At 44.4% G+C, this 25,541-nt stretch carries 22 protein-coding genes; 11 read left to right on the top strand and 11 right to left on the bottom strand.

Annotated features, from left to right (window positions below):
• Window positions 1–414: 414 nt before the first annotated feature.
• The gene (locus MHH46_RS11825; RefSeq protein ID WP_076189809.1) at window positions 415–1,299 is read left to right on the top strand and encodes a DegV family protein; all 885 of its coding nucleotides are present in this window, start codon (window positions 415–417) and stop codon (window positions 1,297–1,299) included.
• A 108-nt stretch (window positions 1,300–1,407) separates the two neighbouring features.
• Here MHH46_RS11825 and MHH46_RS11830 read toward each other — a convergent pair whose 3' ends face one another.
• From MHH46_RS11830 to MHH46_RS11850, 5 genes are all read right to left on the bottom strand, one after another.
• Window positions 1,408–1,836, bottom strand: a complete 429-nt coding sequence (locus MHH46_RS11830) for a threonine/serine exporter family protein (RefSeq protein ID WP_036685970.1) — start codon at window positions 1,834–1,836, stop codon at window positions 1,408–1,410.
• Between the two features lie 28 nt (window positions 1,837–1,864).
• On the bottom strand, window positions 1,865–2,629 hold the full coding sequence (locus tag MHH46_RS11835; protein WP_076129956.1) for a threonine/serine exporter family protein: 765 nt from the start codon (window positions 2,627–2,629) through the stop codon (window positions 1,865–1,867).
• 157 nt (window positions 2,630–2,786) lie between these two features.
• Window positions 2,787–4,049 (bottom strand): DNA polymerase IV, encoded by a 1,263-nt coding sequence (locus tag MHH46_RS11840; RefSeq protein WP_076189810.1) that lies wholly within the window; start codon window positions 4,047–4,049, stop codon window positions 2,787–2,789.
• Between the two features lie 81 nt (window positions 4,050–4,130).
• Complete coding sequence (locus tag MHH46_RS11845) at window positions 4,131–4,733, bottom strand: YitT family protein (protein WP_038570150.1); 603 nt, start codon at window positions 4,731–4,733, stop codon at window positions 4,131–4,133.
• Between the two features lie 2,798 nt (window positions 4,734–7,531).
• Window positions 7,532–8,398: an AraC family transcriptional regulator gene (locus tag MHH46_RS11850; RefSeq protein WP_076183289.1), complete on the bottom strand. Its 867-nt coding sequence runs from the start codon at window positions 8,396–8,398 to the stop codon at window positions 7,532–7,534.
• Window positions 8,399–8,560: 162 nt separating this feature from the next.
• Here MHH46_RS11850 and MHH46_RS11855 point away from each other — a divergent pair, with 162 nt between their 5' ends.
• The 4 genes from MHH46_RS11855 to MHH46_RS11870 all read left to right on the top strand — a co-directional run bounded on the left by MHH46_RS11855 (window position 8,561) and on the right by MHH46_RS11870 (window position 11,901).
• Window positions 8,561–10,528 carry a glycoside hydrolase family 127 protein gene (locus tag MHH46_RS11855; protein ID WP_405132604.1) on the top strand — a complete coding sequence of 656 codons (1,968 nt, stop codon included), beginning with the start codon at window positions 8,561–8,563 and terminating at the stop codon, window positions 10,526–10,528.
• 91 nt (window positions 10,529–10,619) lie between these two features.
• Window positions 10,620–10,805 carry a hypothetical protein gene (locus MHH46_RS11860; protein WP_405132605.1) on the top strand — a complete coding sequence of 62 codons (186 nt, stop codon included), beginning with the start codon at window positions 10,620–10,622 and terminating at the stop codon, window positions 10,803–10,805.
• Between the two features lie 47 nt (window positions 10,806–10,852).
• Window positions 10,853–11,488, top strand: coding sequence for a pyridoxamine 5'-phosphate oxidase family protein (locus tag MHH46_RS11865; RefSeq protein WP_076189812.1), 636 nt, complete (start codon window positions 10,853–10,855; stop codon window positions 11,486–11,488).
• A gap of 104 nt (window positions 11,489–11,592) precedes the next feature.
• Entirely contained in the window at window positions 11,593–11,901 is a 309-nt protein-coding gene (locus MHH46_RS11870) for a hypothetical protein (RefSeq protein ID WP_076130570.1), read from the top strand.
• A gap of 99 nt (window positions 11,902–12,000) precedes the next feature.
• Here the strand turns inward: MHH46_RS11870 and MHH46_RS11875 are convergent, their stop codons facing one another.
• A complete protein-coding gene (locus MHH46_RS11875; RefSeq protein ID WP_036685988.1) occupies window positions 12,001–14,436 on the bottom strand; it encodes a GH36-type glycosyl hydrolase domain-containing protein in 2,436 nt (811 codons plus the stop codon).
• A 176-nt stretch (window positions 14,437–14,612) separates the two neighbouring features.
• Entirely contained in the window at window positions 14,613–15,668 is a 1,056-nt protein-coding gene (locus MHH46_RS11880) for a LacI family DNA-binding transcriptional regulator (protein ID WP_036685989.1), read from the bottom strand.
• A 288-nt stretch (window positions 15,669–15,956) separates the two neighbouring features.
• On the opposite strand from MHH46_RS11880, the gene MHH46_RS11885 reads away from it, so the two are divergent.
• Both MHH46_RS11885 and MHH46_RS11890 read left to right on the top strand, forming a co-directional pair.
• Window positions 15,957–16,979, top strand: a complete 1,023-nt coding sequence (locus tag MHH46_RS11885; protein WP_076189813.1) for an ABC transporter substrate-binding protein — start codon at window positions 15,957–15,959, stop codon at window positions 16,977–16,979.
• A gap of 121 nt (window positions 16,980–17,100) precedes the next feature.
• The gene (locus tag MHH46_RS11890; RefSeq protein ID WP_076189814.1) at window positions 17,101–18,696 is read left to right on the top strand and encodes a helix-turn-helix domain-containing protein; all 1,596 of its coding nucleotides are present in this window, start codon (window positions 17,101–17,103) and stop codon (window positions 18,694–18,696) included.
• A gap of 1 nt (window position 18,697) precedes the next feature.
• Here MHH46_RS11890 and MHH46_RS11895 read toward each other — a convergent pair whose 3' ends face one another.
• Entirely contained in the window at window positions 18,698–18,889 is a 192-nt protein-coding gene (locus MHH46_RS11895) for a DUF6199 family natural product biosynthesis protein (RefSeq protein ID WP_076130567.1), read from the bottom strand.
• Window positions 18,890–19,145: 256 nt separating this feature from the next.
• Here MHH46_RS11895 and MHH46_RS11900 point away from each other — a divergent pair, with 256 nt between their 5' ends.
• Together MHH46_RS11900 and MHH46_RS11905 are read left to right on the top strand one after the other, a co-directional pair.
• Window positions 19,146–20,042 carry an SDR family oxidoreductase gene (locus tag MHH46_RS11900; protein WP_076189815.1) on the top strand — a complete coding sequence of 299 codons (897 nt, stop codon included), beginning with the start codon at window positions 19,146–19,148 and terminating at the stop codon, window positions 20,040–20,042.
• Between the two features lie 307 nt (window positions 20,043–20,349).
• On the top strand, window positions 20,350–20,619 hold the full coding sequence (locus MHH46_RS11905) for a hypothetical protein (protein ID WP_405132606.1): 270 nt from the start codon (window positions 20,350–20,352) through the stop codon (window positions 20,617–20,619).
• On the opposite strand, the gene MHH46_RS11910 is transcribed toward MHH46_RS11905, so the two are convergent.
• Entirely contained in the window at window positions 20,609–21,286 is a 678-nt protein-coding gene (locus MHH46_RS11910; RefSeq protein WP_076189817.1) for a DUF1796 family putative cysteine peptidase, read from the bottom strand. The two genes, MHH46_RS11905 and MHH46_RS11910, sit on opposite strands and share 11 nt — an antisense overlap.
• Before the next feature lie 132 nt (window positions 21,287–21,418).
• Complete coding sequence (locus tag MHH46_RS11915; protein ID WP_076136059.1) at window positions 21,419–21,667, bottom strand: hypothetical protein; 249 nt, start codon at window positions 21,665–21,667, stop codon at window positions 21,419–21,421.
• A 118-nt stretch (window positions 21,668–21,785) separates the two neighbouring features.
• Between MHH46_RS11915 and MHH46_RS11920 the strand changes: the two genes are divergently transcribed.
• Together MHH46_RS11920 and MHH46_RS11925 are read left to right on the top strand one after the other, a co-directional pair.
• Complete coding sequence (locus MHH46_RS11920; protein WP_076189818.1) at window positions 21,786–22,427, top strand: uridine kinase; 642 nt, start codon at window positions 21,786–21,788, stop codon at window positions 22,425–22,427.
• Between the two features lie 12 nt (window positions 22,428–22,439).
• Complete coding sequence (locus tag MHH46_RS11925) at window positions 22,440–22,865, top strand: GNAT family N-acetyltransferase (RefSeq protein WP_076189819.1); 426 nt, start codon at window positions 22,440–22,442, stop codon at window positions 22,863–22,865.
• A gap of 118 nt (window positions 22,866–22,983) precedes the next feature.
• On the opposite strand, the gene MHH46_RS11930 is transcribed toward MHH46_RS11925, so the two are convergent.
• A complete protein-coding gene (locus MHH46_RS11930; RefSeq protein WP_076190147.1) occupies window positions 22,984–25,527 on the bottom strand; it encodes an Ig-like domain-containing protein in 2,544 nt (847 codons plus the stop codon).
• Window positions 25,528–25,541 lie beyond the last annotated feature (14 nt).

Consider the following 25,541-nt stretch of genomic DNA (forward strand, 5'->3'; position numbering starts at 1 on the left):
AGCCCCGTACTGTAACAACTGTAAAGAGTACCTATTAATGTAACTACCAAGCGCTGATTTATGTAAGAAAGGTGAGGGTGGGGACGGGGATATTTTTGCTGTGGTTAGGCTTTTACATAACATGAACTGGCTCTATTAGGATAGGTATATTCGTCATACATAATGTGAAATAATGTCGAATAAAGTTGAAAAAAGTTGAATAAAATTTGCATTATCGGCCTGTTTTGCCTATCTTATCGCTCGTTATCTTGTATAATTTACGAATACGCACGAGGACTTCCTAAACCACTGATCTATTCGTATGTTGATTGTACAGGATGAGAGAGTGATTCATTGGCCGAGAATGTTTAGTGGCCCTTGTCTCTTCAAACATTCTACTATTCCTTTCATGAAAGAGAGAAGTGACAAGTGACCATGAAATCAATTGCCTGGGTAACCGACAGTACATGTACAATCGATCCTGAGTTCGCCAAGAACAACCATGTGTATATTGTTCCTTTACGTCTGATTATTAACAACGAGTGTTATAAAGAAAATATAGATATTACGATCGATGAGTTCTATGAGAAAATGCGTCAGCATGATCAAGTAGGCAGCTCACAGCCGCCAATCGGTGAGTTTATCGAGTTATACGAACGGTTGAAGGAAGAATATGATGAGATTATCGCGGTGCATCTTTCGACAGGGCTTAGCGGAACATACAATGCTTCCATGCAAGGTGCTGAAATAGCGGAAGCTAATGTTATTGGAATTGATTCCAAGGTTGGCGCTTATCCGATTCGGGAAATGATCACGCGAGGTATTCATTGGCACAAGATGGGCTTTACTGGCCTAGAGATTAAAGAAAAGATAGAGAATATCATTCAAAATATGTCCTTCTACTTAATTCCTGCAAGCTTGTCCCAGCTTCACCGCAGTGGGCGTGTTTCTGGCACACAGGTAGTGCTTAGTCAATTATTGCGGATAAATTTGCTGCTGCGTTTTGACGAGGGGAAGGTCATTGTTGTGGAAAAAATCCGCACGATGAAGAAGACAAAGCAGGCGCTGTTAGATATCTTTAAACAGGATTGTGGACTTGTTAGCGATGTGTGCATCATGCATTCCAATAATTTAGAAATGGCGCTGAAGCTAGAAGAAGACATCAAAGAAATGGCGCCTGATTTACGTACGGAGATTATGACATACATTCCTGCCGTGGCTGTTCATGCGGGTGAAGGTACCGTGGGACTTTCTTGGATTAAAAATAACCGGATCAATAGTATTTATTCGGAGGTTGAACCTGTAGCAGTACTTGTGTAGATAGGACAGTAAACAAAGAAATCGCTTCTTGGAAGAGGGATGGATGATCCTCATTATACCAAGAGACGATTTCTTTTTTTGAATCTATGAGATGACGTTGTAAGAAGGTTATGCTTTGCTTGCACGACGGCGGAACATTTGTCCGATAACTTCACTCAGTACCAGTCCAGCCGCAATTGCGCCAGAGAGCATTAATGCCCGAACAGCGATTTCTACAGCCAGATTATAGTTCTCTTCCACAAATCTACGCATAGCATCGTAAGCAAGGCCACCCGGAACAAGTGGGATAATACCGCCAACACTAAAAATAATAACCGGCATTTTGAAGGATCGGGCAAACAACTGGCTGACGATGCCCACCACTACAGTAGCCGCAAACGTAGCAACAACAGGCCCACACTCTACATCAAGGATTACATACACCATCCAGCCTACCATTCCAGCAAAACCACACTGCAGTAGAGCGCGCTTAGGCGCATTAAATAAAATACAGAAGGTTGCCGCGGCGATAAAACTGGTTATAAGTTGCAAAATCATGAAGGGCTAACCTCTTTCACATGGAAAATTAAAATAGTGATAGTACAAGCCCAATGCCTGTACCGATCGCAAAAGCAGTTAGAAAGGCATCTGCTCCTTTGGATATGCCTGAGACCAGATGACCAGCCATCAGATCACGAACGGCATTAGTAATGAGTAGACCGGGTACTAGAGGCATCACGGAGCCGATGATGATTTTGTCCATTTCTTGACCTATGCCCAGCTTTACAGAATAGAAGGCTAGAAGTCCGATCAGGAAGGAAGCAGAGAACTCTGCAAAAAATCTAGTCTGCACAAGACGATGCAGGTAGATAACCGCAGCAAAACCTAACCCGGAAATCGGCAATGCGGGGAGAGCATCCCACAAGCTGCCCTTAAACATAACGGTGAAGCAAGCGCCGGTAAGCGCCGCTGCTATGATTTGCAGCCATACCGGATACGCATGTGCGGCATCATCGACCTCTCCTAATCGTGTCCGAGCTTCCTCGGCTGTAATCTGACGCTCGTTCAGACGCCGCGAGATATCATTAACCTCCGAGACTTTCTGCAGATCTGTTGTCCGCTCGGCAATCCGATATAACTTAACGGGCTCCGTTCTATTGGTGGTGAACATAATAACGGTTGGCGTCACATAACTGTGTGCCCCTGGAAAACCGAGAGAAGCAGCCATACGTGTCATTGTATCTTCTACTCTGTAGGTTTCTGCACCGTTTTGCAGCATGATCTTGCCAGCAAGAAGACAGAGATCAACGATTTCATAATAGGTAGTGTTAGTGTTGCTCGTGCTTTCCAACTTCTCCGGTCCTCCCCTGGAATGTTACATATCTATGTGTATATACTTATGATTGTCGCTTCATTGTGTGAAAATAACAACCTCAATATAGCATTATAAACGATATGGGATATATTTTAATATAGTTTCAGAAATAAAATGTATAAAGATGCACTGTTTATTTATAGTGCCCGCCAATCTTTCCGGATCTGTCCTTAAGTTGTCCAGCATCTGTGAACGATGCGGCGCGTCCGATGATCGATTCCCCGTATTTATTCTTCAGCGCATCAGTGGCCCGTTCGAGCTCGCGGTAGCGGGGGCGCGACTCAAATAAGGTTAGCTGATATTGGCTTTCGTCAGACAGATTGGACAGGCTTAGATGAATTCGGCGCACAGGCTGACCTTCCCAATGCTGTTTGAAAAGAGCGAGGGCGGCCTCGTATACCAGCTGGGTTGCATTCGTAGGATCGCTCATCGTAGTCTGTCTCGAGAAGCCGCTGGGGTCATCAAAGCTGGCGCCTTGGCAGCCAACAGACACGACTGCACCATGCACCTTCAGTTTGCGGCTGCGCCTGCACACCAGCTCTGAGAGCTCCAGAATGATGGTCTTGATCTCTTGCAGTGTATAGTAATCCCGTGGCAGTGTCATTTGGTGCCCGACGCTCTTGGGTGCAACTTCATAGGTAGCGGGACTTACAGGGCTATCGTCGATGCCATTGGCAATTCGCCAATATAGCTCGGCATCGATATCGCATTTTTTATGGAATTTCTCCCGCATGCGCCATTTCAGCTCGCTTAGCGGCATCTGTGCCAAATGGCCTATCGTTGTGAGACCCATGCTTTGGAAGTGCGCGGACATGCGGCGGCCTACCATAAACAACTCACTAATGGGCAGCGGCCAAAGTACATCTGGAAGCTCTTCCTGAGTGAGGGTAAATAGACCCTCCGGGTTCTTCTTGGCCCACAGGTCGCAAGCCATTTTGGCGGTAACCTTGGAATAACCTATACCGATACGTGCGCGCACACCTGTATTTCTGCGGATTAAGTCCTGAATGGTCGTAGCGATCTGTCTTGGGCTTCCGAATAAGCTGAGGCTGCCGGTGATATCAATAAACTGCTCATCGATGGAATAAGGTTCTACGAGGTCACTGAATTTGCGTAGAATGTCCGTGATTTGGGAGGAAACATCGATATATTGCTGCATATGTGGTCTGACGACGATTACTTCGGGGCATTTCGCGAGTGCTTCCTTCAAAGTCTCAGCGGTAGTAATGCCAAAAGATTTGGCTAACGGACAAGCGGCAAGTACAATCCCGCTTCGTCTAGCCGGATCTCCGGCGACAATAAGCGGTTTGTTGCTATATTGCGGATTAGAGGCCTTCTCCACGGAGGCGTAAAAGCTCTGACAATCGGATAACAAAATAACACGCTCTTTATTCATAGATTCACACTCTCCAGGTGAGGTAGAGATACGGTAGATGATTTTCTTATTATTATAATACGAACATATGATCGTGTATATTCATATTTTTTTCCATTTCTCTTCAGTCTCCAAGGTGCAGAGACCTGTGGCCACACCCCCAGCGATAATCGTGAGGATGGAGTGGAAGAAGGTTTCTTTGGAAATCAGGAGTCCCCCCGCGCCGATAATTATAAAATCTGTCAAAAAAATGATGAGTCCAAGGTTAAGCGGGAGATACCTTTTGATATATTGAGCAAGCAGATCCGTTCCGCCTGTACTGGCTTTGAACCGCAGCATAAGCCCAAGACCCGTTCCCATTAAAAAACCGCCAATAATGGCGCTGGAAATGGAGCCGAACTCAAAATAATACAGAAAGTGGTACTGCAAAGGACCGAGAAGCTCAATCAGAAACGATGAGGTCAATAAACCTAATACACTATTGAAAAAGATATCGCGTTCCTTCAGCCAGGCTAACAGGAAAATCGGAAAGCTGCAGAGAAGGACAGCTATACCGATTTTGGCATCGGATAAATAATTGATGATGAGGGCTATTCCTATTATTCCCCCATCTAGGATTTTATATGGGACTAGAAAAAAATTAGTTGCTGCTGCAATGAGCAAGCTTCCGATCAGGATGATCGCGTATCTTAATAATGACTGCATATTTAACATCTCCACATTAAAGGCATGTCTTATAAATATGCTTGTCACTTCCAAAAAATTGCAGTGAAGCAAAAAAACTGATTTCGGGCCTAATCATGCGGACCCAGGAGCCGCTATTAGGTAGATACAAGGTATTTTTTCGAGCTAACGGACCCAGTTGCAGCTATTCCCACAAATGTGGTCCGATTGCGGGCAAATTATGAGCAATAAGAGCTATACAGTCCGAAATTTCCGAAAAATGGGCCGGAAATCACAAATAGGTGCAATAGGGTCCGCAACGTTCAATAGATTTAAGTAACTCCTACCCATAAATCACAAGCGAGATCCCGCCCCCAAACAGGTGCAATCCGGTTCGTTGCGCTCAACAGACGTTAAGTTACTCTCACCAATACATTATGCGAGATCCCACCCACAAATAGGTGCAGTGCGGTCCGTTAGCTCAACAGACATTAGAGTAACTCACCGCCCAGCCTCCATGCGGACCCAGGAGCCCCTATTAGGCAGATACAAAGTATTTTTTCGAGCTAACGGACCCAGTTGCAGCTATTCCCACAAATGTGGTCCGATTGCGAGCAAATTATGAGCAATAAGAGCTATACAGTCCGAAACTGCCGCAAAATGGGCCCAAAATCACAAATAGGTGCAATAGGGTCCGATAGGATCAAGATCGAGCAAAAGGTAGCTGATTTCGAGACGTAGACAGCTAGGTTATGCAACAGGTAACAAATTCTGCGCACGGAGTAGCTAGGTTAAGCCATAGGTAACTAATTCCGCACGGTGTAGATAGGTTGAGTAACAGGTAACTAATTTCGCACGGAGTAGATAGGTTGAGCTATAGGTAGCTAATTCCGCACAGTGTAGCTAGGTTGAGCCCCAGACAGCTAGTTTAAACAATGGCTAGCACGTTTAGGAGCAAATTTGGCAGGCGGCGTTCTTTTCAGCAACTGTTCGGACTCAGTTGCTCTTATTTCCATGATTCCGCTCGTTTTGTCACACTATCGGACTCAGTTGCAGCTATTCGCTCAAATGTGCTCCTTTTCTGTGCAAATCAAGGGTAATAAGAGCTATACAGTCCGAAACCTTCGCAAAATGAACCCATATGCTGAAATAGCTGCAATACGGTCCGATACGATACGATCAAGTTCTAGCAAAAGGTAGCAGATTTCGAGACGTAGGCGGCTAGTTTGAACAACAGGTAACTAATTTTTCGCAGAGTAGCTAGGTTGAGCCCTAGACAGCTAGTTTAAGCACTGGGCAGCACGTTTAGGAGCAAATTTGGCAGGCGGCGTTCTTTTCAGCAACTGTTCGGACTCAGTTGCTCTTATTTCCATGATTTCGCTCGTTTTATCACACTATCGGACTCAGTTGCAGCTATTCCCACAAATGTAGTCCGATTCCGAGCAAATTATGAGCAATAAGAGCTATGCAGTCCGAAACCTTCGCAAAATGAACCCATATGCTGAAATAGCTGCAATAGGGTCCGATACGATCAAGTTCTAGCAAAAGGTAGCAGGTATCGAGACGTAGGTGGCTAGTTTGAGCAACAGGTAACTAATTTCTCGCACGGAGTAGATAGGTTGAGCCATCGGTAACTAATCCCGCACGGTGTAGCTAGGTTAAGCCATAGGTAGCTAATTCCGCACACGGTATAGATAGGTCGAGCTATAGGTAGCTATTCCGCACAGTGTAGCTAGGTTGAGCCCCAGACAGCTAGTTTAAACAATGGGCAGCACGATTAGGATCAAATTCGGCAGGCGGTGTTCTTTTTAGCAACTGTTCGGACTCAGTTGCTCTTATTTCCATGATTCCGCTCGTTTTGTCACACTATCGGACGCAGTTGCAGCTATTCGCTCAAATGTGCTCTTTTTCTGCGCAAATCAAGGGTAATAAGAGCTATACAGTCCGAAATTTCCGAAAAATGGGCCGAAAATCACAAATAGCTGCAATACGGTCCGATACGATACGATCAAGTTCTAGCAAAAGGTAGCAGATTTCGAGACGTAGGCGGCTAGTTTGAACAACAGGTAGCTAATTCCTCACAGTGTAGCTAGGTTGAGCCCCAGACAGCTAGTTTAAACAATGGCTAGCACGTTTAGGAGCAAATTTGGCAGGCGGCGTTCTTTTCAGCAACTGTTCGGACTCAGTTGCTCTTATTTCCATGATTCCGCTCGTTTTGTCACACTATCGGACTCAGTTGCAGTTATTCCCACAAATGTAGCCCGATTTGGAGCAAATTATGAGCAATAAGAGCTATGCAGTCCGAAACTGCTGCAAAATGGATCGAAAATCACAAATAGCTGCAATCCGGTCCGCAACGGGGAATGCTATGAATGGATGATTAAGCAGACGCGTCTCCGGGGGATACAGAGAGTAGTGTGATGGCTATACGGTGAGTTACTTGCTGATAAGCTTTGGAGGGTCGAGCCGCATGATCGCCGTTGATCTATGATAAGTATGAGTGCGCCACGCCTAGGAAGGTAAACTGGTAAAATTATTGCAAGAAGCAAGAAGCAAGAAGCAAGGAGCAAGGAGCAAGAAGCAGCAGAAGGATTTAGGCGGATCACGGGTACACAAGAAATGTGCCAAGCGGAGTACTGCTCCATCATAATAGTTACCTAAGTTTCTCCGATCTAGAGGAGCATCTCGCATCTCGCATCTCGCGTCCAATTAATCCATAGTTGATCACGTAAGCCAGCAGCGCAGAAGAAAGCCAGCAGCACACAAGAAAGCTACAGCAGCGCATCGCATTAACAACGAAAACAGCACGCCTCCAATTATGAGACATGCTGTTTTTGCCGTTATCGGGAATACCGCTTGCGGAAGCGAAGCGGAGAGATTCCGATCTGCTGAGTAAAGCGACGCGAGAAGTAGGCGGTGCTCTCGAAACCGATACGTTCTGCGATCGCAGCTATAGGCATCTCTGTTTTAAGCAGAAGCAGCTTGGCCTGTTCCAAACGGTAATCCGTTAAATACTCCATCGGAGTCAGTCCATATACGCGTTTCATGCAGCGGGCAAGGTAGTTATAATGAAAATGCAGCGCATCCGCCAAAGAGGCATTGGAGAGAGGCTCCGCATAATGATTGCGGATATAAGTCTCTGTCCTCTCGGCGATCTCTACCGCATGACTTTCTGAAGTATCATGCTGCGCCAGATCCATCATCCGCAGCATTTCTTCAAAAATCCTTTGCTGCTCCCAAACTGCACTGGAACGTCTTCCAGTGGACAGCTGTAAAAGCTTCTCAGCTTGTCCACTCCGTTTAAAGGGATCAGGAAGGGGACCAAACTGCGGGATGCGAATGGTATATGGATGAGTAAGAAACTGCCGGAAATGTGTCTCTCGGTTGATATACACGGGCTCGCCATCAGAACTTGACCAATCTGCGAGGGTATGAAAATGAATCCAGATAAACGAAGTCAGCTCCTCGCAAGACTTAACGGAATAATGATAGCGGTCAGGCAGCAGAAGCAGCGTATGCCCAGCCGCAACCTCCCATTGATTATGCTCTTCACCGATAAATAGGCAACCTTGCTCTACAATAATCAGATCAAATAAGCCGATATGGCTTCTATTTGGATGCTGCTCTCCGGGTTGATAAACAGTGTGATTGCATTCCAGAAAATATGGAAAAGGCGGCGCTGCGAAATGTACATAGGAAGGACTCACTGTATTCTACCTCTCTTTTTATCGTAGTCCGAGCTCAAATTGTCCATGGAATTAGGAGTGTGAAATAGTACAAAAAAGGGGTTGCTTCTGATTATATTTTTTATCTATTGTACGCTCTATAATTGTAATTAGCGAGTATAAAATAAGGCTAAGGGGAAGATGATGATGAATAAAACGATCCAGGATCAGCAAGTTGTAAAAGATCAATCCGTTAGCATTAAAGATGATTTCTGGGGAAGTTATATAAAGCTGGTTCAGGATGTTGTAATCCCGTATCAATATGAGGCATTGCACGACAAAGCAGCGGGAGCTGAGCCCAGTCATGCCATTGCTAACTTTGAGATTGCTGCGGGCCGGAAGACCGGTGAATTTTACGGCTGGGTATTTCAAGACAGTGATGTAGCCAAGTGGCTGGAGGCCGTAGGTTATTCCTTAAGCATCAAACGTGACCCTGAGCTGGAGCGTCAAGCGGATGAAGTGATTGACCTCGTTGGAGAAGCGCAGCAGGAAGACGGGTACTTAAATACTTATTTTACGATAAAAGAACCCGGCAAACGCTGGACTAATCTGAACGATTGCCACGAGCTGTACTGTGCTGGGCATTTCATTGAGGCAGCCGTTTCTTATTACGAGGCTACAGGCAAAAGAAAACTGCTCGACATCATGTGCCGAATGGTTGATCATATCGATTCTGTGTTTGGTCCGGAAGAAGGAAAAATGCGGGGATATGATGGCCATCAGGAGATTGAGCTTGCGCTCGTTAAGCTGTATCGGCTCACAGGTGAGGAGCGGTATTTGAAGCTCAGCAGCTTTTTTATTAATGAGCGAGGTCAACAGCCGAATTTCTTAAAGCAACAATGGGATAGTCTGGGGAGTATCAATTTTTTCACAGGTCAGAAGGAGAAATTAGATTTAAAATATTACCAAAGTCATCTTCCGGTAAGAGAACAGGAAGTGGCTGTAGGACATGCTGTGCGTGCGGTTTATATGTATACTGCCATGGCTGATCTAGCCGCACTTACGGGAGATGATACCCTTCGCGAAGCATGCGAGAGACTGTGGAATAACATCACTACTAAGCAAATGTACATTACTGGCGGGATCGGATCTACGCATCGGGGTGAGGCTTTCACCTTCGATTATGATCTGCCTAACGATTCGGTGTACGCAGAGACTTGTGCATCTATTGGGTTGATCTTTTTTGCACAGCGAATGCTGAGAATATCGCCGGATGCACGTTATGCCGACGTGATGGAGCGGGCGCTTTATAACAATGTGTTGGGTTCAATGGCACAGGATGGTAAGCACTATTTTTATGTGAATCCACTGGAAGTATGGCCTAAGGCATGCAGCTGCAATCCAGATAAACATCATGTGAAGTCCGAGCGTCAAGGCTGGTTTGGCTGCGCTTGCTGTCCTCCGAATGTGGCGCGTCTGCTGACTTCGCTTAATCAATATATCTATACGATCCATGGTGATACGCTCTATACGAATTTGTATATTGGCAGTGAGCTGACAACAAAGCTGGGTGGAACAGATATTGCGATTCAGCAAGAGAGTAACTATCCATGGGAAGGTAAAGTCTCGTTGAAGATTAATCCCGCAGCGGAAGCAGAGTTTGGGATTGCCTTACGGATTCCATCATGGAGCCAAGGAATGGAGATCAGAGTCAACGGTGAAGCAATGAATACTCTTGAGAACATCGAGCAGGGATACCTCGTTATCCGGAGACTGTGGAGAGCAGGAGATGTAATCGAAGTGCATGACCCTATGGAGGCACATCGTATCTACGCACATCCAAGTTTGCGTGCTGATGCTCAAAAAGTAACGATTCAGCGTGGACCTCTTGTGTATTGTCTTGAAAGTATCGATAATGGTGAGCCGTTAAGCTCGATTTCTTTAAAAGAAGGCAGTGAACTTCCTGCGGCTTTTGATGAGACATTGCTCGGCGGCGCTGTTGTTGTCGAGGCAGAGGGGCTACGTGTAGATAAAGAGGGCTGGAGTGGTGAGCTTTACAGCAGAGTCAAAGCACCAGTTCAAACCGTAAAGGTTAAGGCGGTTCCGTATTACTTATGGGGAAATCGTGGCAGTGGTGAAATGAAGGTATGGATTCCGGAAGCCAGCGTTTAAGTTATAGGTAGACATAGATCTCGGGAATGGCTGTAGTTTATCAACATTTACCGATGAGGACAGCTGTAATTTACAGTCTGTCCTTTTCTTTTTGCAAAAAGGAGAACACACACGAAATGGCGAAATTAGAAGAAACATAGAAATATTCTTAAATCCTATAACAGTGGAGGCGGGCTATATTTATAATCATGCTCCAGAGGGTTATACTTGTCCCTTTTGTTTGTTGGTTTCGGGCATTGAAAATGAAGATGTGCATTCTAAGCAAGCGGATATTTGAGCAAAAATAAGAATATTGGGGCTTATTAAGTTGAGAGAGGGAGAAGTATGAAGTCAAACTTTTTCGAAAAAGTTATAGAGTCAGAAGAAGAGCTAAGGTCTTTATTTGGGTACCCAAGCGAATTGGTTAACAACAAAACCATAACTGTTATAGATCATCATTGCCGTGATTATATCTCAAAATCTCCAATGCTTTTTATGGCTACAAGCGGTTCGTCCGGTGCTTGTGATGTCTCTCCGCGCGGGGACGCAGAAGGTTTTGTTCACGTGTTGGATGATAAACATTTAGTGATCCCTGAACGCCCTGGGAATAGACGGTTTGATTCTTTGCGGAATATGCTTGAGAACCCAAAAGTCGGTTTGATATTCATCATCCCCGGACTTGAAGAAACATTAAGAATAAATGGGCACGCGAGTATAGTTAAGGATGAAGATATATTGAAACCTATGGAAGCGCATGGTAAAGTCCCGATCATTGGAATTGGCGTGGAAGTTGAAGAATGTTATATGCATTGTGCAAAAGCCTTTAAGCGGTCACATTTGTGGGATGACGATCATTGGCTTGCGAAAGAAGTCTTGCCTAATCCATCAAAAATACTGGCGCAGCATGCCCGTAAACTTGGAGTTACTCCAGAGGATATCTCAAAATCACTAAAAGAAAGCTATGAAAAACGGCTATATTAACATTTTCGACTTAGAAATGGAATGGGATTTGCCCTTCATTGTATGCTATATTTGATCTGGATAAGGCAACTGATCATTTTACAGATAATAATGGAGGCATCACAATGAGTAAACGTTATCGGATGACAAGAGCAATGCAGAATGCTGGAGATTCAGCAACAACCCTATCTTTAGAAGAGTGTAAGCAATATTTCGCATCCAAACCTGATTTCACCTATACATCAGTTTTTACAGTAACAGGTGCCACTACCATGTCCATTGAGGGAGATTTCTTTATGTGGAGCTATGGTGATACAACAATCCCATTTAGACATTATCAGGGCGATATTTATGTTTCTGGCGCCAATGAAGCCGTGATTCCTAGAATGCTTGAGGTTGCGAGTGATTTAAGAGCAGATATTGTGGAAGGGTAAAAAAAGATGCCCCCTGAATCCTTCAGGGGGCATCTACTGTTAATTTTAGATCCGATCCGCTCAATCGTTCAAACGAACGGTGAGCGGATTTTTTTTGTATTAACCCAGTTCTACAACTACTTGGTGTACAGCACCGTCTCCAACTGGAGTGATGATGTTACCTTCTACAGCTGCGCCATCCAAGGTAAGACTAGCTACACCTTTGGATACATGGTTCGGGTTCTTGATTTGAATCACATAAGTATCTCCACGGAAGACACGGGTGATTTCAAAGCTGTCCCACTCTGTAGGAATACAAGGATCGATCTTCAGACCATTGAAGTCCGCTTGAATACCAAGGATAGATTGTGTAATCGCTACATAGTTCCAAGCCGCAGTACCAGTTAACCAGGAGTTTTTAGCTTCCCCGTGGCGAACGGCATCTTTACCTGCGATCATTTGCGAGTATACATAAGGTTCAGTACGGTGAATTTCGCTGATGTCCTCCAAGTAAGCAGGAGCAATTTTAGCGTAAATTTCAAACGCTCTGTCACCATGTCCAAGTACAGTTTCAGCGATCATGATCCAAGGGTTATTGTGGCAGAAAATACCAGCATTTTCTTTGTAGCCCGGAGGGTACGTAGAAATTTCACCCAGGTTCAGATAGTACTTGGAATATGGTGGCTGTTGCAATACGATACCGTATTTAGTATCCAAATGCTCTTGCACGGAAGTCAGAGCTTTTTCAGCTTGACCATCTTCCACACCGATACCGGCCATAACACAGATACCTTGTGGTTCGATGAAGATTTTACCTTCTTCGTTTTCTTTGGAACCGATCTTGTCGCCATAATGGTCATAAGCGCGCAGGAACCAGTCACCATCGAAACCGTGAGTCAGTGTGATTTCACGCATGTTGTCAATCTTAGCTTCTGCATCCGTAGCTACATCATTAAGTCCGCGCATCCGGCAGATTTCTGCATAGTCCGGTCCAACGAAGACGAACAGACCCGCGATAAATACGGATTCCGCTACGCGGCCTTCGATGTTGGCAGTAGTTTGGAAAGATTCGCCCGGCTCTGTAGAGAAGCAGTTCAGGTTCAAGCAGTCATTCCAGTCTGCACGACCAATCAGCGGCAAGCCGTGAGGTCCGAGATTGTTAGTTACATGCTCGAAGGAGCGTTTCAAGTGCTCAAACAGAGTAGCTGTGTTATCCGGATTGCTGTCAAAAGGAACCTGCTCATCAAGAATCGATGTGTCGCCAGTTTCTTTGATGTAAGCAGCTGTGCCGAGGATCAACCAAAGTGGGTCATCATTAAAGCCAGTACCGACTTCATTGTTACCTTTTTTGGTAAGCGGCTGGTATTGGTGATAGGCACTGCCGTCTTCAAATTGTGTAGCGGCGATATCGAGAATACGTTCTTTAGCACGTTCAGGAATTTGGTGTACAAATCCGAGCAAGTCTTGGTTAGAATCGCGGAAGCCCATACCACGGCCAATACCGGATTCAAAGTAAGAAGCGGAACGGGACATGTTGAAGGTAACCATACATTGATATGGATTCCAGATGTTAACCATACGGTTCAACTTGTCGTCGCCACTTTGGATTTGATATTTGGACAACAGGTTATCCCAGTGTGCAGCCAGTGCAGCCAAAGCGGCGTCCACTTGAGCGTCTGTAGCAAATTGCTCGATCATAGCCTCTGCTGGTTTTTTGTTGATTACGTTCAGAGATTCCCATTTGTCTTCTTCTGGGTTTTCAATGTAACCAAGGACAAAGATGAAGCTTTGCTCTTCGCCCGGCTCCAGAGTAATGTTCAGGGCGTGCGATCCGATAGGGGACCATCCGCTCGCTACCGAGTTAGTTGGTTCACCTGCAGCAACAGCTTGCGGGCTTTCCAGACCATTGTACATCCCTACGAAAGCTTCGCGGTCAGTATCGAAACCGGCGATTTCTTTGTTAACTGAGTAGAAAGCGTAGTGGTTTCTGCGCTCACGGTATTCTGTTTTGTGATAGATAACGGAACCCTTCACTTCAACCTCACCAGTGCTGAGATTACGTTGGAAGTTAGTCATATCATCTTGTGCATTCCAAAGACAGAACTCTGCAAAAGAGAACAGCTTAACGGATTTCTTCGCGGAACCCGTGTTTTTCACTACAAGACGATGTACTTCAGCGTTATGTCCCATAGGTACAAAAGCAAGCTGGTTTACAGAGATACCGTTGCGTTCACCAGTAATGGAGGTGTAGCCAAGACCGTGACGGCATTCGTAGAAGTCCAGATCACGTTTTACTGGCATCCAGCCTGGAGTCCAGAAATCACCATCATCATAAAGATAGTAGTAACGGCCGCCAGCATCCATTGGGATATTGTTGTAACGGTAACGGGTCAATCTTCTGAGACGAGCGTCTCTATAGAAGGTATAGCCACCAGCAGTATTAGAAATAAGTCCGAAAAATTGTTCATTACCCAGGTAGTTAATCCAAGGGTAAGGTGTTTTTGGTGTGTTAATTACATACTCTTTACGAGTGTCGTCAAAGGTACCGAATTTCATGTGAGAAAGTCTCCTTTCGATTGTGAACGCGCGTTTATAAGTTTCAGGAAAAATTCCCTCGAGGGAAGGGATTCTTTCCGTTGTTTCTAAAAGATAGTATTAGGCAGTGATTTCGAGAACCGATGATAGCAGCTTCACAGAAAAATATGTATTCTTCAGTGAAGGATGAATCTGTGCTACTTCTTCGGCGGTTGACAGGAATCTCTCTCCACTAAACGAGCTGGAAAGCTGATCGTGCTGAAAGTCGGCTGCTGCGAATCACACAGCTCGATTACTTTTTCCACTGCAGCCTTGGACATTTCATAAATCGGCAAGCGTACAGAGGTCAGCTTAGGCTGAATACGGGATGCCAGCTGAATGTCATCGAAACCCGCAATGGAGATATCCTCAGGGACAATGATTCCATGTTCGGAGAACGCTTCCATCGCTGAAATAGCCATGTCATCGTTGGAAGAGAAAAAGGCAGTCGGCAAAGGTTCACCAGAAGCAAGCAGCTTCTTGACCTCTTCATAAGCCGTCTCTTTCAGAAAATCACCCTTTAGGATAAACTTCTCATTCATAGGCAGACCATGTTTTTTCAGCGTGTCCTCATAGGCCGTGTAGCGTTCTCGACCAGAGTACGTATTCATTTGCCCACAGATAATGCCGATCTCTTGATGGCCTAAGGAGATTAAATGTTCAATCACTTCTGTGGTGCCCTCGTAATCTTTGGAATTCACAATGGCCAAATGATTGCGGTCAAGATGCTCCGACATAATCTCTGAGATATCATAATCAATCAGTACTAGCGGAGAATCGAGTCCCACCATTTCGCGGACGATATTAATATCCTTCTGAGTGCCGACAATTATACCACCGTCAATCCGTTTTTGCAGAAAAGCTTGTTTTACCTTCAGAAAATCGTCTGGAGAGTATACCGTATGAATCAGAACGTAACATCCGCGGGCATTCGACGTGTCGACTACGGCATCGACGAATGGTGCAAAGTAATTGTTCTGATAAATTCGGGTAGTGTTCTCTTTCTCGTTCATACTGATGGCGAACAATCCGATGGTATCGGTTTTCTTACCGGCCAGAGCCCGTGCAAAGCTGTTCGGTTCGTACTGATGTTGCTCAATCACCCGCAGCACTTTGGCCCGGGTTTCTTCAGGAACATTGGAATAGTTGTTGATCACGCGGGATACCGTACTACGGGAAACCCCGGCCAACTTAGCAATATCTTCGCTGCGCATGTTTCCCCTCTTTTCATAAACGCGCGTTTATGAGTTTATTGTAAGCGAAAGCATCGTATAAATCAATCGTAAAAAAAGAAATTTTGCGATCAAGTTAATAAAGGATGACATATTTTTAATAGAAGAAGAATCCTACCGAATAATGATAGAGCAGAGCAACTAGAAATAGTTTGTATAAGTTTTTTGCGGAGAAAGTGCATTGAAAGCTATGAAAGTCATGCTACTATTGTGATAAAGGTTATTGAGAATGATAATCAATGACAATAAAGCATAGGAGTGAAGGGATCAATGGCAAGATGGGGTCAGAAGTTTTTATGGGCAGCGGTACTTATAATGGCAATAACTGCGCTGGCAGCATGCGGAACGAATAACAATACTGCGAAAGAAAACGTTGCTAAGACACAGAATGCAGAGGAATCTACCTCAGCGAGCACTAGCGCACCAACTGAAGGAAATGGAAATGCCGCAGAAGAGGGTGCAACTCGGACGATTGCCGGGGAATTCGGGGATGTTGAAATTCCAGTTAAACCACAACGGGTAGCCGGGATCTATGTTGAAGATTATTTGAAGGCATTGGGCATTACCCCGGTGGTGCAGTGGTATCATCCAAGCTGGGGCAAACAGGATTATTTAAATCTTGATGTACCAGAATTTGATATTACCGGTAGCGTGGAGGCATTATTGGAAAAAGATCCGGATTTGATTATTGTGGATGGAGGTGCTGATGCGGCGAGGTATGAACTATATTCCAAGATAGCACCAACCTATCGTCTACCTGAGGCGGTGTTGCAAGACTCAAGACAAGTGCTTACGGCTATTGCAGATGCCCTCGGTATTCCGGAGAAGGCGGAATCTGTCCTTGCAGCGTACGATCAGAAAGTGGCAGAGGGGAAAGCTAAGCTGCAACAGGCCCTGGGTCAGGAAAAAGTAGCAGTGATCCGGCTCAACGTAGCGGATAAAACCTTTGCTCTATTCGGTGTTAAAAACCGTTTCACCGGTGTAATTTATTCTCAATTTGGCCTGACACCTGTGCCTATGGCGGCAGAAATGACCGAATATCAATCTATTATCTCCGAAGAGCTTATCCCTCAGCTCGAAGCGGATCATATCATTGTGTTCCCTGACAACGGGGGCTGGGATACTGAAGGGAATCAGGAAGCGACTCAAATCCTTGATGGCCCGTTGTGGAAGAGCCTGCCGGCGGTGAAGAACGGGAATGTTTATAGAATGGAACGTTCCCACTGGCAGACTGGTGCCATCACAGCCAATTCGATGAAGCTTGATGACTTGCTGAGAGCTATGGTGAAATAAAACGGCAGCCGTCGTAAGGAATAGCATAAAGAAGGTCTATCAGCATAGTTGATAGACCTTCTTTTTTATTCTAAACTATAGTAAAGTGAATGAAAATGGTTCTCAATTGGAGGGCGCTAGAATGGCAGAAGATTTACAAGACAGCAATAAAAAGAGGCTATTCTATAGCTTGATTAACATAGAAGCCCAATCCTTATCGGTGAACGGACAGACCTTAGTGTTTCAAAATCATACCCTGATCATTGTATCGGAAGGACAGGGATGGTTAGAAGCCGAGGAGAAGCGTTTTCCTCTGGAAAAAGGTGTCGGGTTCTTGTTCGAACCGGGGCTAATAAGCAAAATCAATGCAGAGGAGCGAGGACTTAGCTTCTATAGGCTTACGTTTGAAGTCATCGAAACGGGGGGAAGCAGGCAGAGTGGAATGGAAAAGGGGACTAAAGAAGGAATTCTCCAGTCCGGCCCGCTAAGCTGCAGACCTTTTTCACAATGTGCATTACTGCTGGAGGCTATCTATCATAGTCGCAGAAGTACGGAAGAGATTGAATGGTTCGCAGGCCATACCCGCTTTCAAGAGTTACTGCTGCTGATCATGCGGGCAAATTCCTCTGTCATCCAGATGAAAGGAGCCCATGAGGCGGTACAGCGTTCCATCCGCTATATGCAGGAACACTACAATCACGCCATAACCGTCGATCAATTAGCTGAAGTGGCAGGCATTACACGTGCCCGCTACACACAGATTTTTAAAGAAGTGACAGGGCGGATTCCCTTAGAGCATTTGAACGGACTTCGTATTGAAAGGGCGCAGCAGCAGTTGCTGCTTACGAATGACCGTATGCATGATATCGCGTTATCTGTAGGGTATAGCAATGAGTATTATTTTAACCGGCGTTTCAAAAGATCGGTGGGCGTTACGCCCGGCCAATACAGAAGCTTCCATCAGGAAGGGCTGCGGGTGTTCGCTCCTTTTCTGGAAGACTACCTGCTGGCTCTGGATATTACACCAGTGGCGCAATATTCTCACGCTCAGTGGGGGAAGCAAGAGTATCTGTCCCTCCTCGATGTGCCTGCGGTTGATATTTCGACTGGCGATTGGCAGGAGCTCTCCCAGTACATGCCCGAACTGATCCTGCTGGATGATGGCTTTCAGCGTTGGCACCTGGATGAGTGCAGCCAAATTGCTCCGTTGTTCAAGCTGCCTTTTCATCAAGAGGATTGGCGGGCCACGTTATTTTCCGCAGCAGCCGTCTTTGGCAGAACGGATCGTGTCCAGGAAGTGATCGGCAATTATGAGCATCGGGCGCAGCAAGCTAGACGAGAGCTAAACCGTTCTGTCCAAGGGCAGACTGTAGCATGCCTTAGAATATCTTCCTACGGAATCAATCTCTACGGATGCGGGCAATTGGGGTATACAGGTAGCGTACTCCATGAGGATTTAGGTTTGCAGCCCCATGAATTGGTTCCGAAGTTGACCCGTGGACAGAAGCGGGTGAGCCTAACAAGAGAAGAGCTTGCGAGCCTCACTGCAGATCATTTGTTCATTACCTTTGATCGACAGGAAGGAGAAGGACGGGAGCTGTTGGATACACCACTTTGGCGCAATCTGCCCGCTGTTCGTAATCGCTGTGTATATGAGGTGGATTTTATGGCCTGGATGAATTATGGGGTATTGTCACATCAGCGCAAGATTGAAGATGTGTTAAGAGCGTTAGGGTAAGTCAGAAACTAGTCCAGATAAAAAAGAGGATAATAAGTGCCACTATACTGCTGATGCGAGTCATTAATAAATAGGCATCACTGGGTTCTACATCACCTTTCATCATCCAGCCATAGCGCATGTACCATCCCAAATGAGGAAAGAAGATATTAAGCAATGCTAACAGTACAAAGAGGAATATAAAAAAGCCCATGATTTATCACTCCTTTATCTAATGTATACGCCAGACTATACGGAGCGTTCCCTAACTAACAAGTGAGCTTCCATATATTTATTTTTAGGCGGGGGATACCCTAGCCACCTTGACAGGTGGTTGGGGTATTTTTGCGGCACTATTCAAGGCTATGTTATTGAAGGTGAATGTTTAGAGGCGTGCTGGTTGTGTTTACATAACAAAGAGTTCGGAAAATATAAAAATGTATTTCTAAAAATAAAGGAGGAATTGATCGATGTCTAACCAATATACGATGCAAGATCCTACCACTCAGTACACTAAGGCTGGACCGGAATTTCAGCAGCAACAAGAGGAGCCGGGTCTGCAGAAGAAAATGAATCCAGTACCCGATACAGGAGAAAATACCTATAAAGGAACTGGGCGTCTGACCGGACGTAAAGCGTTAGTTACGGGAGCCGACAGCGGTATAGGCCGTGCTGTTGCTATTGCTTTTGCTCGTGAGGGGGCAGATATTGTTCTATCTTATATGCCCGAGGAAGAGGAAGATGCAAAGCAGGTGGTCAAGCTAGTGCAGGAAGCGGGTCGTACTGCAATCGCCATTCCAGGCGATCTGAAGGATGAGACATACTGCGAACAACTCGTCGATACTGCGGTTAAAGAGCTAGGTGGAATTGATATTTTAGCCAATATCGCGGGCAAACAGCAATTCGTTCCAGACATCGCTGATCTCACTACGAAGCATTTTGACGACACATTTAAGACGAACGTGTATGCTATGTTCTGGCTGTGCAAAGCTGCGGTGAAGCATATGCAACCGGGCAGCACCATTATTAACACTTCTTCTATTCAAGCTTATAATCCCTCACCGATCCTTTTGGACTACGCGACCACCAAGGCTGCTATTAATACATTCAGTAAGTCTCTCGCTCAGCAAGTAGCTGATAAGGGGATTCGCGTCAATGTAGTAGCACCTGGTCCCGTATGGACACCTCTTCAAGTTGTGGGTGGGCAACCGGAGGAAGTGCTGAAGGAGTTCGGGTCGAGCACACCACTAGGTCGTCCGGGACAGCCTGCGGAGATGGCTCCGGCATATGTATTCCTGGCTAGCCAGGAATCTAGCTATATCAGTGGCGAAACACTGAATGCGAACGGCGGAACTCCAACTCCATAAACCGCTCAGCGGAATGTTGATATTGTAAATACGGCGAAGCATCCAAAAGTACCCTGCTAATTTTAGCTTTGGGTGCTTTTGTTTTTATATATAGAAAGGAGTATTATAGAATTCGAGACTTTTTCTCCCATTATTTTCATGGAATATGATCTATACTGATCAAGATTGTCGAATACATAGTTTTCCTGCGATTACCCAAGAAATAATTTGAACGGCTCTAAGTTATAGGGGAGACCCAGAAAGAATTAGGAGATGTATGATGCGAAAAAAGAAACTAGCGATCCTCACCATTTGCTGTGTCTTATTCATGGCGTGTTTTCAATCGGGATCTGTCCTTGCGGATAAAGGAAACGGAACAGTAGTAGATAGTGGAACCAAGGAAAGGCTGATGGAGAAGTATGATCTTGTAGAGCCTGAACCCGCAAATCCAGCAGCGCATGGGAGTCAATACGATTTTGGAATTAGTAACCCTATTGCTTTATTGGTCAGCATCAGTAGGCTGTATTTGTATCCATATGTTTTTGCAACAGAGGAAATAATTAATCATATGATCGATCAAAGCGAAATTAGTTATTAGTTACGTGTATGTCTTTCAAAATATAATCCCAGCTATCATAATCGTTCATATCCTCAGGAACTTCTAACACACAAATATCACTTATGTTCCAATTTAATTCTTGTACCGAGATTGATTCACGAACGGGAATAAGAATAAGAATAATAAATTCGTTCGGTTTTAATAAATCAGACAAAATTGACTGTAGCTCTACAGCCTGTTCATATGAGGCAAACCATCTAATGAATAAAGTTTTTTTACTGTGGATTAACTTGTCCCAAAATCTATTAATTCGTAATTCCAGCTTCGCTTTATACGAAGGATAGGTTATAGACCAGTGTTTACCTTGGTGGATTGGAAAATCATGAACTGAGATAATGTTATATAAAGTATCCTGAATAAAATAGGATTTCACTAGTGCATTTTTATTCCCATTAGGATAGACTGGTAATCCATCCTCCAGAAAAAAATGTGTTTCATCAAGAATTTGCAGATTTATTAATTCCATGAAATTTTGAAATCTATTCTTATAAAGTCTATTTACATCAGCCAATGAATAAGAAACCATCCAGTCGAGCGGCATGGAGAATTTCCTCAAGCTATTTCTTTGCAGATTTATAGCAGGAGCACAAGACATCCCTAAGCTTACTATTAAATCATAGCTTTTTTTCACAGCTTGTAATTTCATGGACTCACCCAATTTCAATCAGATTCAGTTTCTAATAAATTATATACACCATTTTCTAGGGTTGATTGGACTTTAAGTGCAATGAGATACACAGGAAAAAGAGAACAGCAATGTCACTGCCCCCTAAATCTATTAGTTACGTTGTAACAAAATATATCCACTAATGCTTGAAGTTTTTTTACGAAAGACCACTTTAAAACCAACATCGTTGTCTAATAAGCAAGCCAAAGCGGTGTTAAGCAATCCGTTGGGTCTCAAGCTAGGTCTGCACGGCACGGCATTTCCAATAACACGGGCGGCAATAATCCTACGTGCTGATCCAGCAACCAAAGGATTTCTGCTCCAACTGATCAATACTAAATCTGGCTGACGAGTAGCCATGGAAGATCTACCCCTTTCTATTAAGTTTCTTTATATAAAATGCACCATTGATTTTAATGTGCTAAACCATAGCGGAGTAAGGAATACATAGGATCGAGTAGGGAGAGGGGCGAATAATATGGACAAGGTGTTACATAAGATAGCTAATTTGATTAGCGGTGAGGCTAATAGAATCATCATTGGGATTTCGGGTCATGGTGCATCTGGAAAAACAACGTTTGCTAATAATCTTTTAAAGCTTTTGCAGCAGGATGATGTGAATTATATTAATACAGACCCCTATATTGTTGAATCTAGTCTTAGAAAATACACTTCTATCGACTATGAATATAAGAATGTACATTATCACGATAAAGTGACAGCTTGTCATCCTGCTGCTCATCATATATTTGCTTTAGAGAGAGACATTCATATGTTGAGGGATGGGTTGGATTTTTACACAATTGGCACAGACTATACAAAAAGTATGTTCATATCTTCACAAAACAAGGTAAATATTGTAGAAGGCATGAGCGTTGCCTTTACTGATCCGAATTTGTATGATCTGAAAATCTACTTATACACGGATGGAGAAACCGAGTTGATGAGAAGGAGTATACGTGATGTTTCTGAAAGAGGAACAGATATTAATTATTTAAGAAAATCCCATGAACAGCGCAGGATGCAATATGAGTTGTTTATGCATTCTTATCATCATAAATTTGATATCGTTTTAAAAAATTCCAATGAAGAGTATGTCCTTGAAAAGGAAACGTTGTAGAGGGGGAAGAGAATGCTTCCAAATGTTAGGCTAGCAACGATATGTGACGCGGATGCTTTGTCTAGGTTAAATCTTGAGTTCAATGGTGGAGTAAAACGTCCTGTGCCGGAGATCATCAAGTGTTTGAACAGCAATAATGAAGTGGTGGCCGTGGCTACTTTAAGGGATGAAGTAGTTGGTTTTGGCTGTGCTCAAAGTCTGAAATCATTTTGTTATAATGAAGCATATGGTGAAATTACTGAAATGTATGTAAAAGAGTCAGCTCGTAGAAATGGTGTCGCTACTGCACTAATTTCTTTTCTGGAAAGTCAGCTTTATTCTCGTGGAGTCAAAACAGTTAAGATTTTAACAGGAGAAGATAATCGTGTAGCCATTAAAGCGTATGAATTGAGCGGGTATGTTAAGGATGATGAAGTAATGTTAAAGAAAAAACTTTAAAGCCATATTGAACAGTGAATCAGGCAATTTATTGTGCTGGTCCAATTGGATAGCAATAAAAGGACGGAAGCCGCTTTACTGGCTTCCGTCTTTTTGGAACTGTGGAGATGAACAGACGCTATTTATTTATCGCTGAGTCACCTATTGGAGTGAATGTATTCTCCACAGTAAGGTTAGAGAACTTAGCATAGTTCAGTTGCTCAATCTTATTGGCGACATCATTGCTGTCAACGGCGAATCCGACATATACCGAACCCTCCATAACAATAGTTCGCTCGCCAATTAGCTTCCAGTCTTTTCCGTCCGTTGATCCGTAAGCATAGAAAACATCTCCCTTACGGCCAAGCTTGAGCCAATACCCTTGCTCCACACCATTAATTTTAAATGGAATATCTGAAACAAGTTGAATGCTAGCTTTTTCAGCAGCAGATACGCTGTCTAAAGTTTCAGTTAATTCATCAAATCCTCCGCCCTTAATATTTCTGCCCGTCAGATAAGATGACCAGCTGGTTTCTTTGGACAACTTCACATAGGAGATACCAAGGGCCGCCGCGGCACTGTCTTTATTCAAGTCATCGCGGATCATTAGCCCGGTGAAGGCATGGTTGTCAACGGCCCCGATTTCTTCGAGCTTCGCGGTAAATTCCATATCTCCGTTCATTTCTTTATACACGAAGTGGAAGTCATCTTTGGTTGCATTGTTTGCTTCGGATCCTTCTGTGCCACCTTCACTTTTTCCAAGCTTTCCGTTGCCTTTAACGGTAAGCACATCATTTGTAATACTTCCGGAACCCTTAATGTTCGGATCACCGATATCTGCTGTAGTCCAACCCTTTCCAGTCAGGGAAGAGGTAGCAGCATTGATATGGATATTAGTGGCTGTGGTCTGGGTCTCATTTCCTTGGGTATCGGTCACTCTTGCAGAAATATAGTAGGAAGCATCCGTTAAATTCTTGAGGGTGTATGTGTATGTGTTGCCTTTTTTGACTGCTTCCCCAAGATATTTAGAACCATTATATACAGCAACTTTTTTTATTTTGTTTCCGGATCTAGGGGAAGCATTGATTTTAACTACGACCTCTTTCCCGGTAACAAATTGTGCATTGTTTTCTGGCGCTAAAAGCTTAGCATCAGGGTTTTCGGCGACGTGTTTCATATCAACTAGGCCGTTAATATAAAGCTCAAGCCAGGTGTAACCATTTTTAGTAACCGTTTTGTATGCATCCTTGCTGCCCCAGATTTTATTTTTCTTTTCCCACTTGTCGTCTATTCCATTTTTATTAGTGTCAAATTGCTTATCATATTGTGCCTCAATGACGCCAAAGTCTGAAATGTAACCCCCGACTTCATGTTCAGTGTTGATATATCTTCCCGAGTTCTGCTCGACTTCTGCCACAATTCTTGCATCGATAGCATCGCGACGTGGATAGGTAGCGCCCGCTTGTTGCAGAATGCTTTTTAATAGTGATTCATTCGCTTGCTTTACGCCGGACTTAACATAATTATCAAATGCTTTATTGGTAATACCATGGTTAACTCCAGTACTGTCCGCGGAAAGATATGGTGTGGCTGCAAGGGTCGTCTTTTGTTCACCACTCTGCACGCCAGAAAATTTCACATAATCTGAAGAATCATTCAGTAAGCCTGTGAGCTTGCCGTTAATTCTGTTTCCAGCGATATAGAAACCGCCCAGTTTGGTAGCTTCACCGGCATCAATCACTCGGTTAGTTACATTATCTCTTGTACCTGGGCCGGCAATCTCGATATTGTTCATAAAGTTAGTAAAAGTAAAACCTCCGCCATAAGTGCCGTTAAAGCCCCAATTGTAAATTACATTGTTCGAGAACTGAACAACCGCCACATGATCAGCATCTGCAGCACCTGCGTAACCGCCGCCTAGTCTTGGGTTTCGCGAGGTATGGTTCGCATACAGATTGTGATGGAATGTTGTTTTGTCTCCGCCTGAAATACCGCCGTAGCCATGTCTTCCTTTGGAATGCCCGGATAGAGTCAGACTTTCGGAAATAATGGACCACTGGATCGTGCCATTTTCGCCTCTATATAAAGATAGAGTTTCATCTGTGTTCCAACTGAAGGAACAATGGTCAATGAGGAAGTAGTTGTTGTCTCTCCCCCAAAGCGCATCCATTGAATCACTGCCATTATACACATTAGTGGCACCCGGACGGAAAGCGGTGTACCGAATAATGATATTCTCTGAATTGCTGATATTGGTATCCCAACCTGCAATGGTAATTCCGTTGCCTGGAGCGGTTTGCCCAGCGATGGTCAGGTTTTTAATATTATTGAGACTTAACGTGCTCTTCAGTTCAATCGTTCCGGAAACATGAAAAACAATGGTACGACCCTCTTTAGGCGTAGATAAAATCCCGTAGCGAAGGGACCCTGCAATCGGTTTGTCTTTTACAGCGTAATCTTCAAGGGTAGTTACGATGTATACATCGCCCCCTCGACCACCGCTTGTATAGGCGCCGCCACCTTCCGCGCCAGGAAAAGCAAGAATAGAGGCACCCGCAAAACTTTTGTCTCCGTCTGCCTGCCCTGAAGCTGCAAGTGTGTGACCTCCTAAAAATGAAAACGCTACCGAAAAACTCAATAAGACACCTATAACCTTACCTGATTTTTTACTCTTCCATTTCATCTTTTTGACGTATA

Source organism: Paenibacillus sp. FSL H8-0175 (genome assembly GCF_045040615.1).
GTDB classification, from domain to species: Bacteria; Bacillota; Bacilli; order Paenibacillales; family Paenibacillaceae; genus Paenibacillus_AQ; species Paenibacillus_AQ odorifer.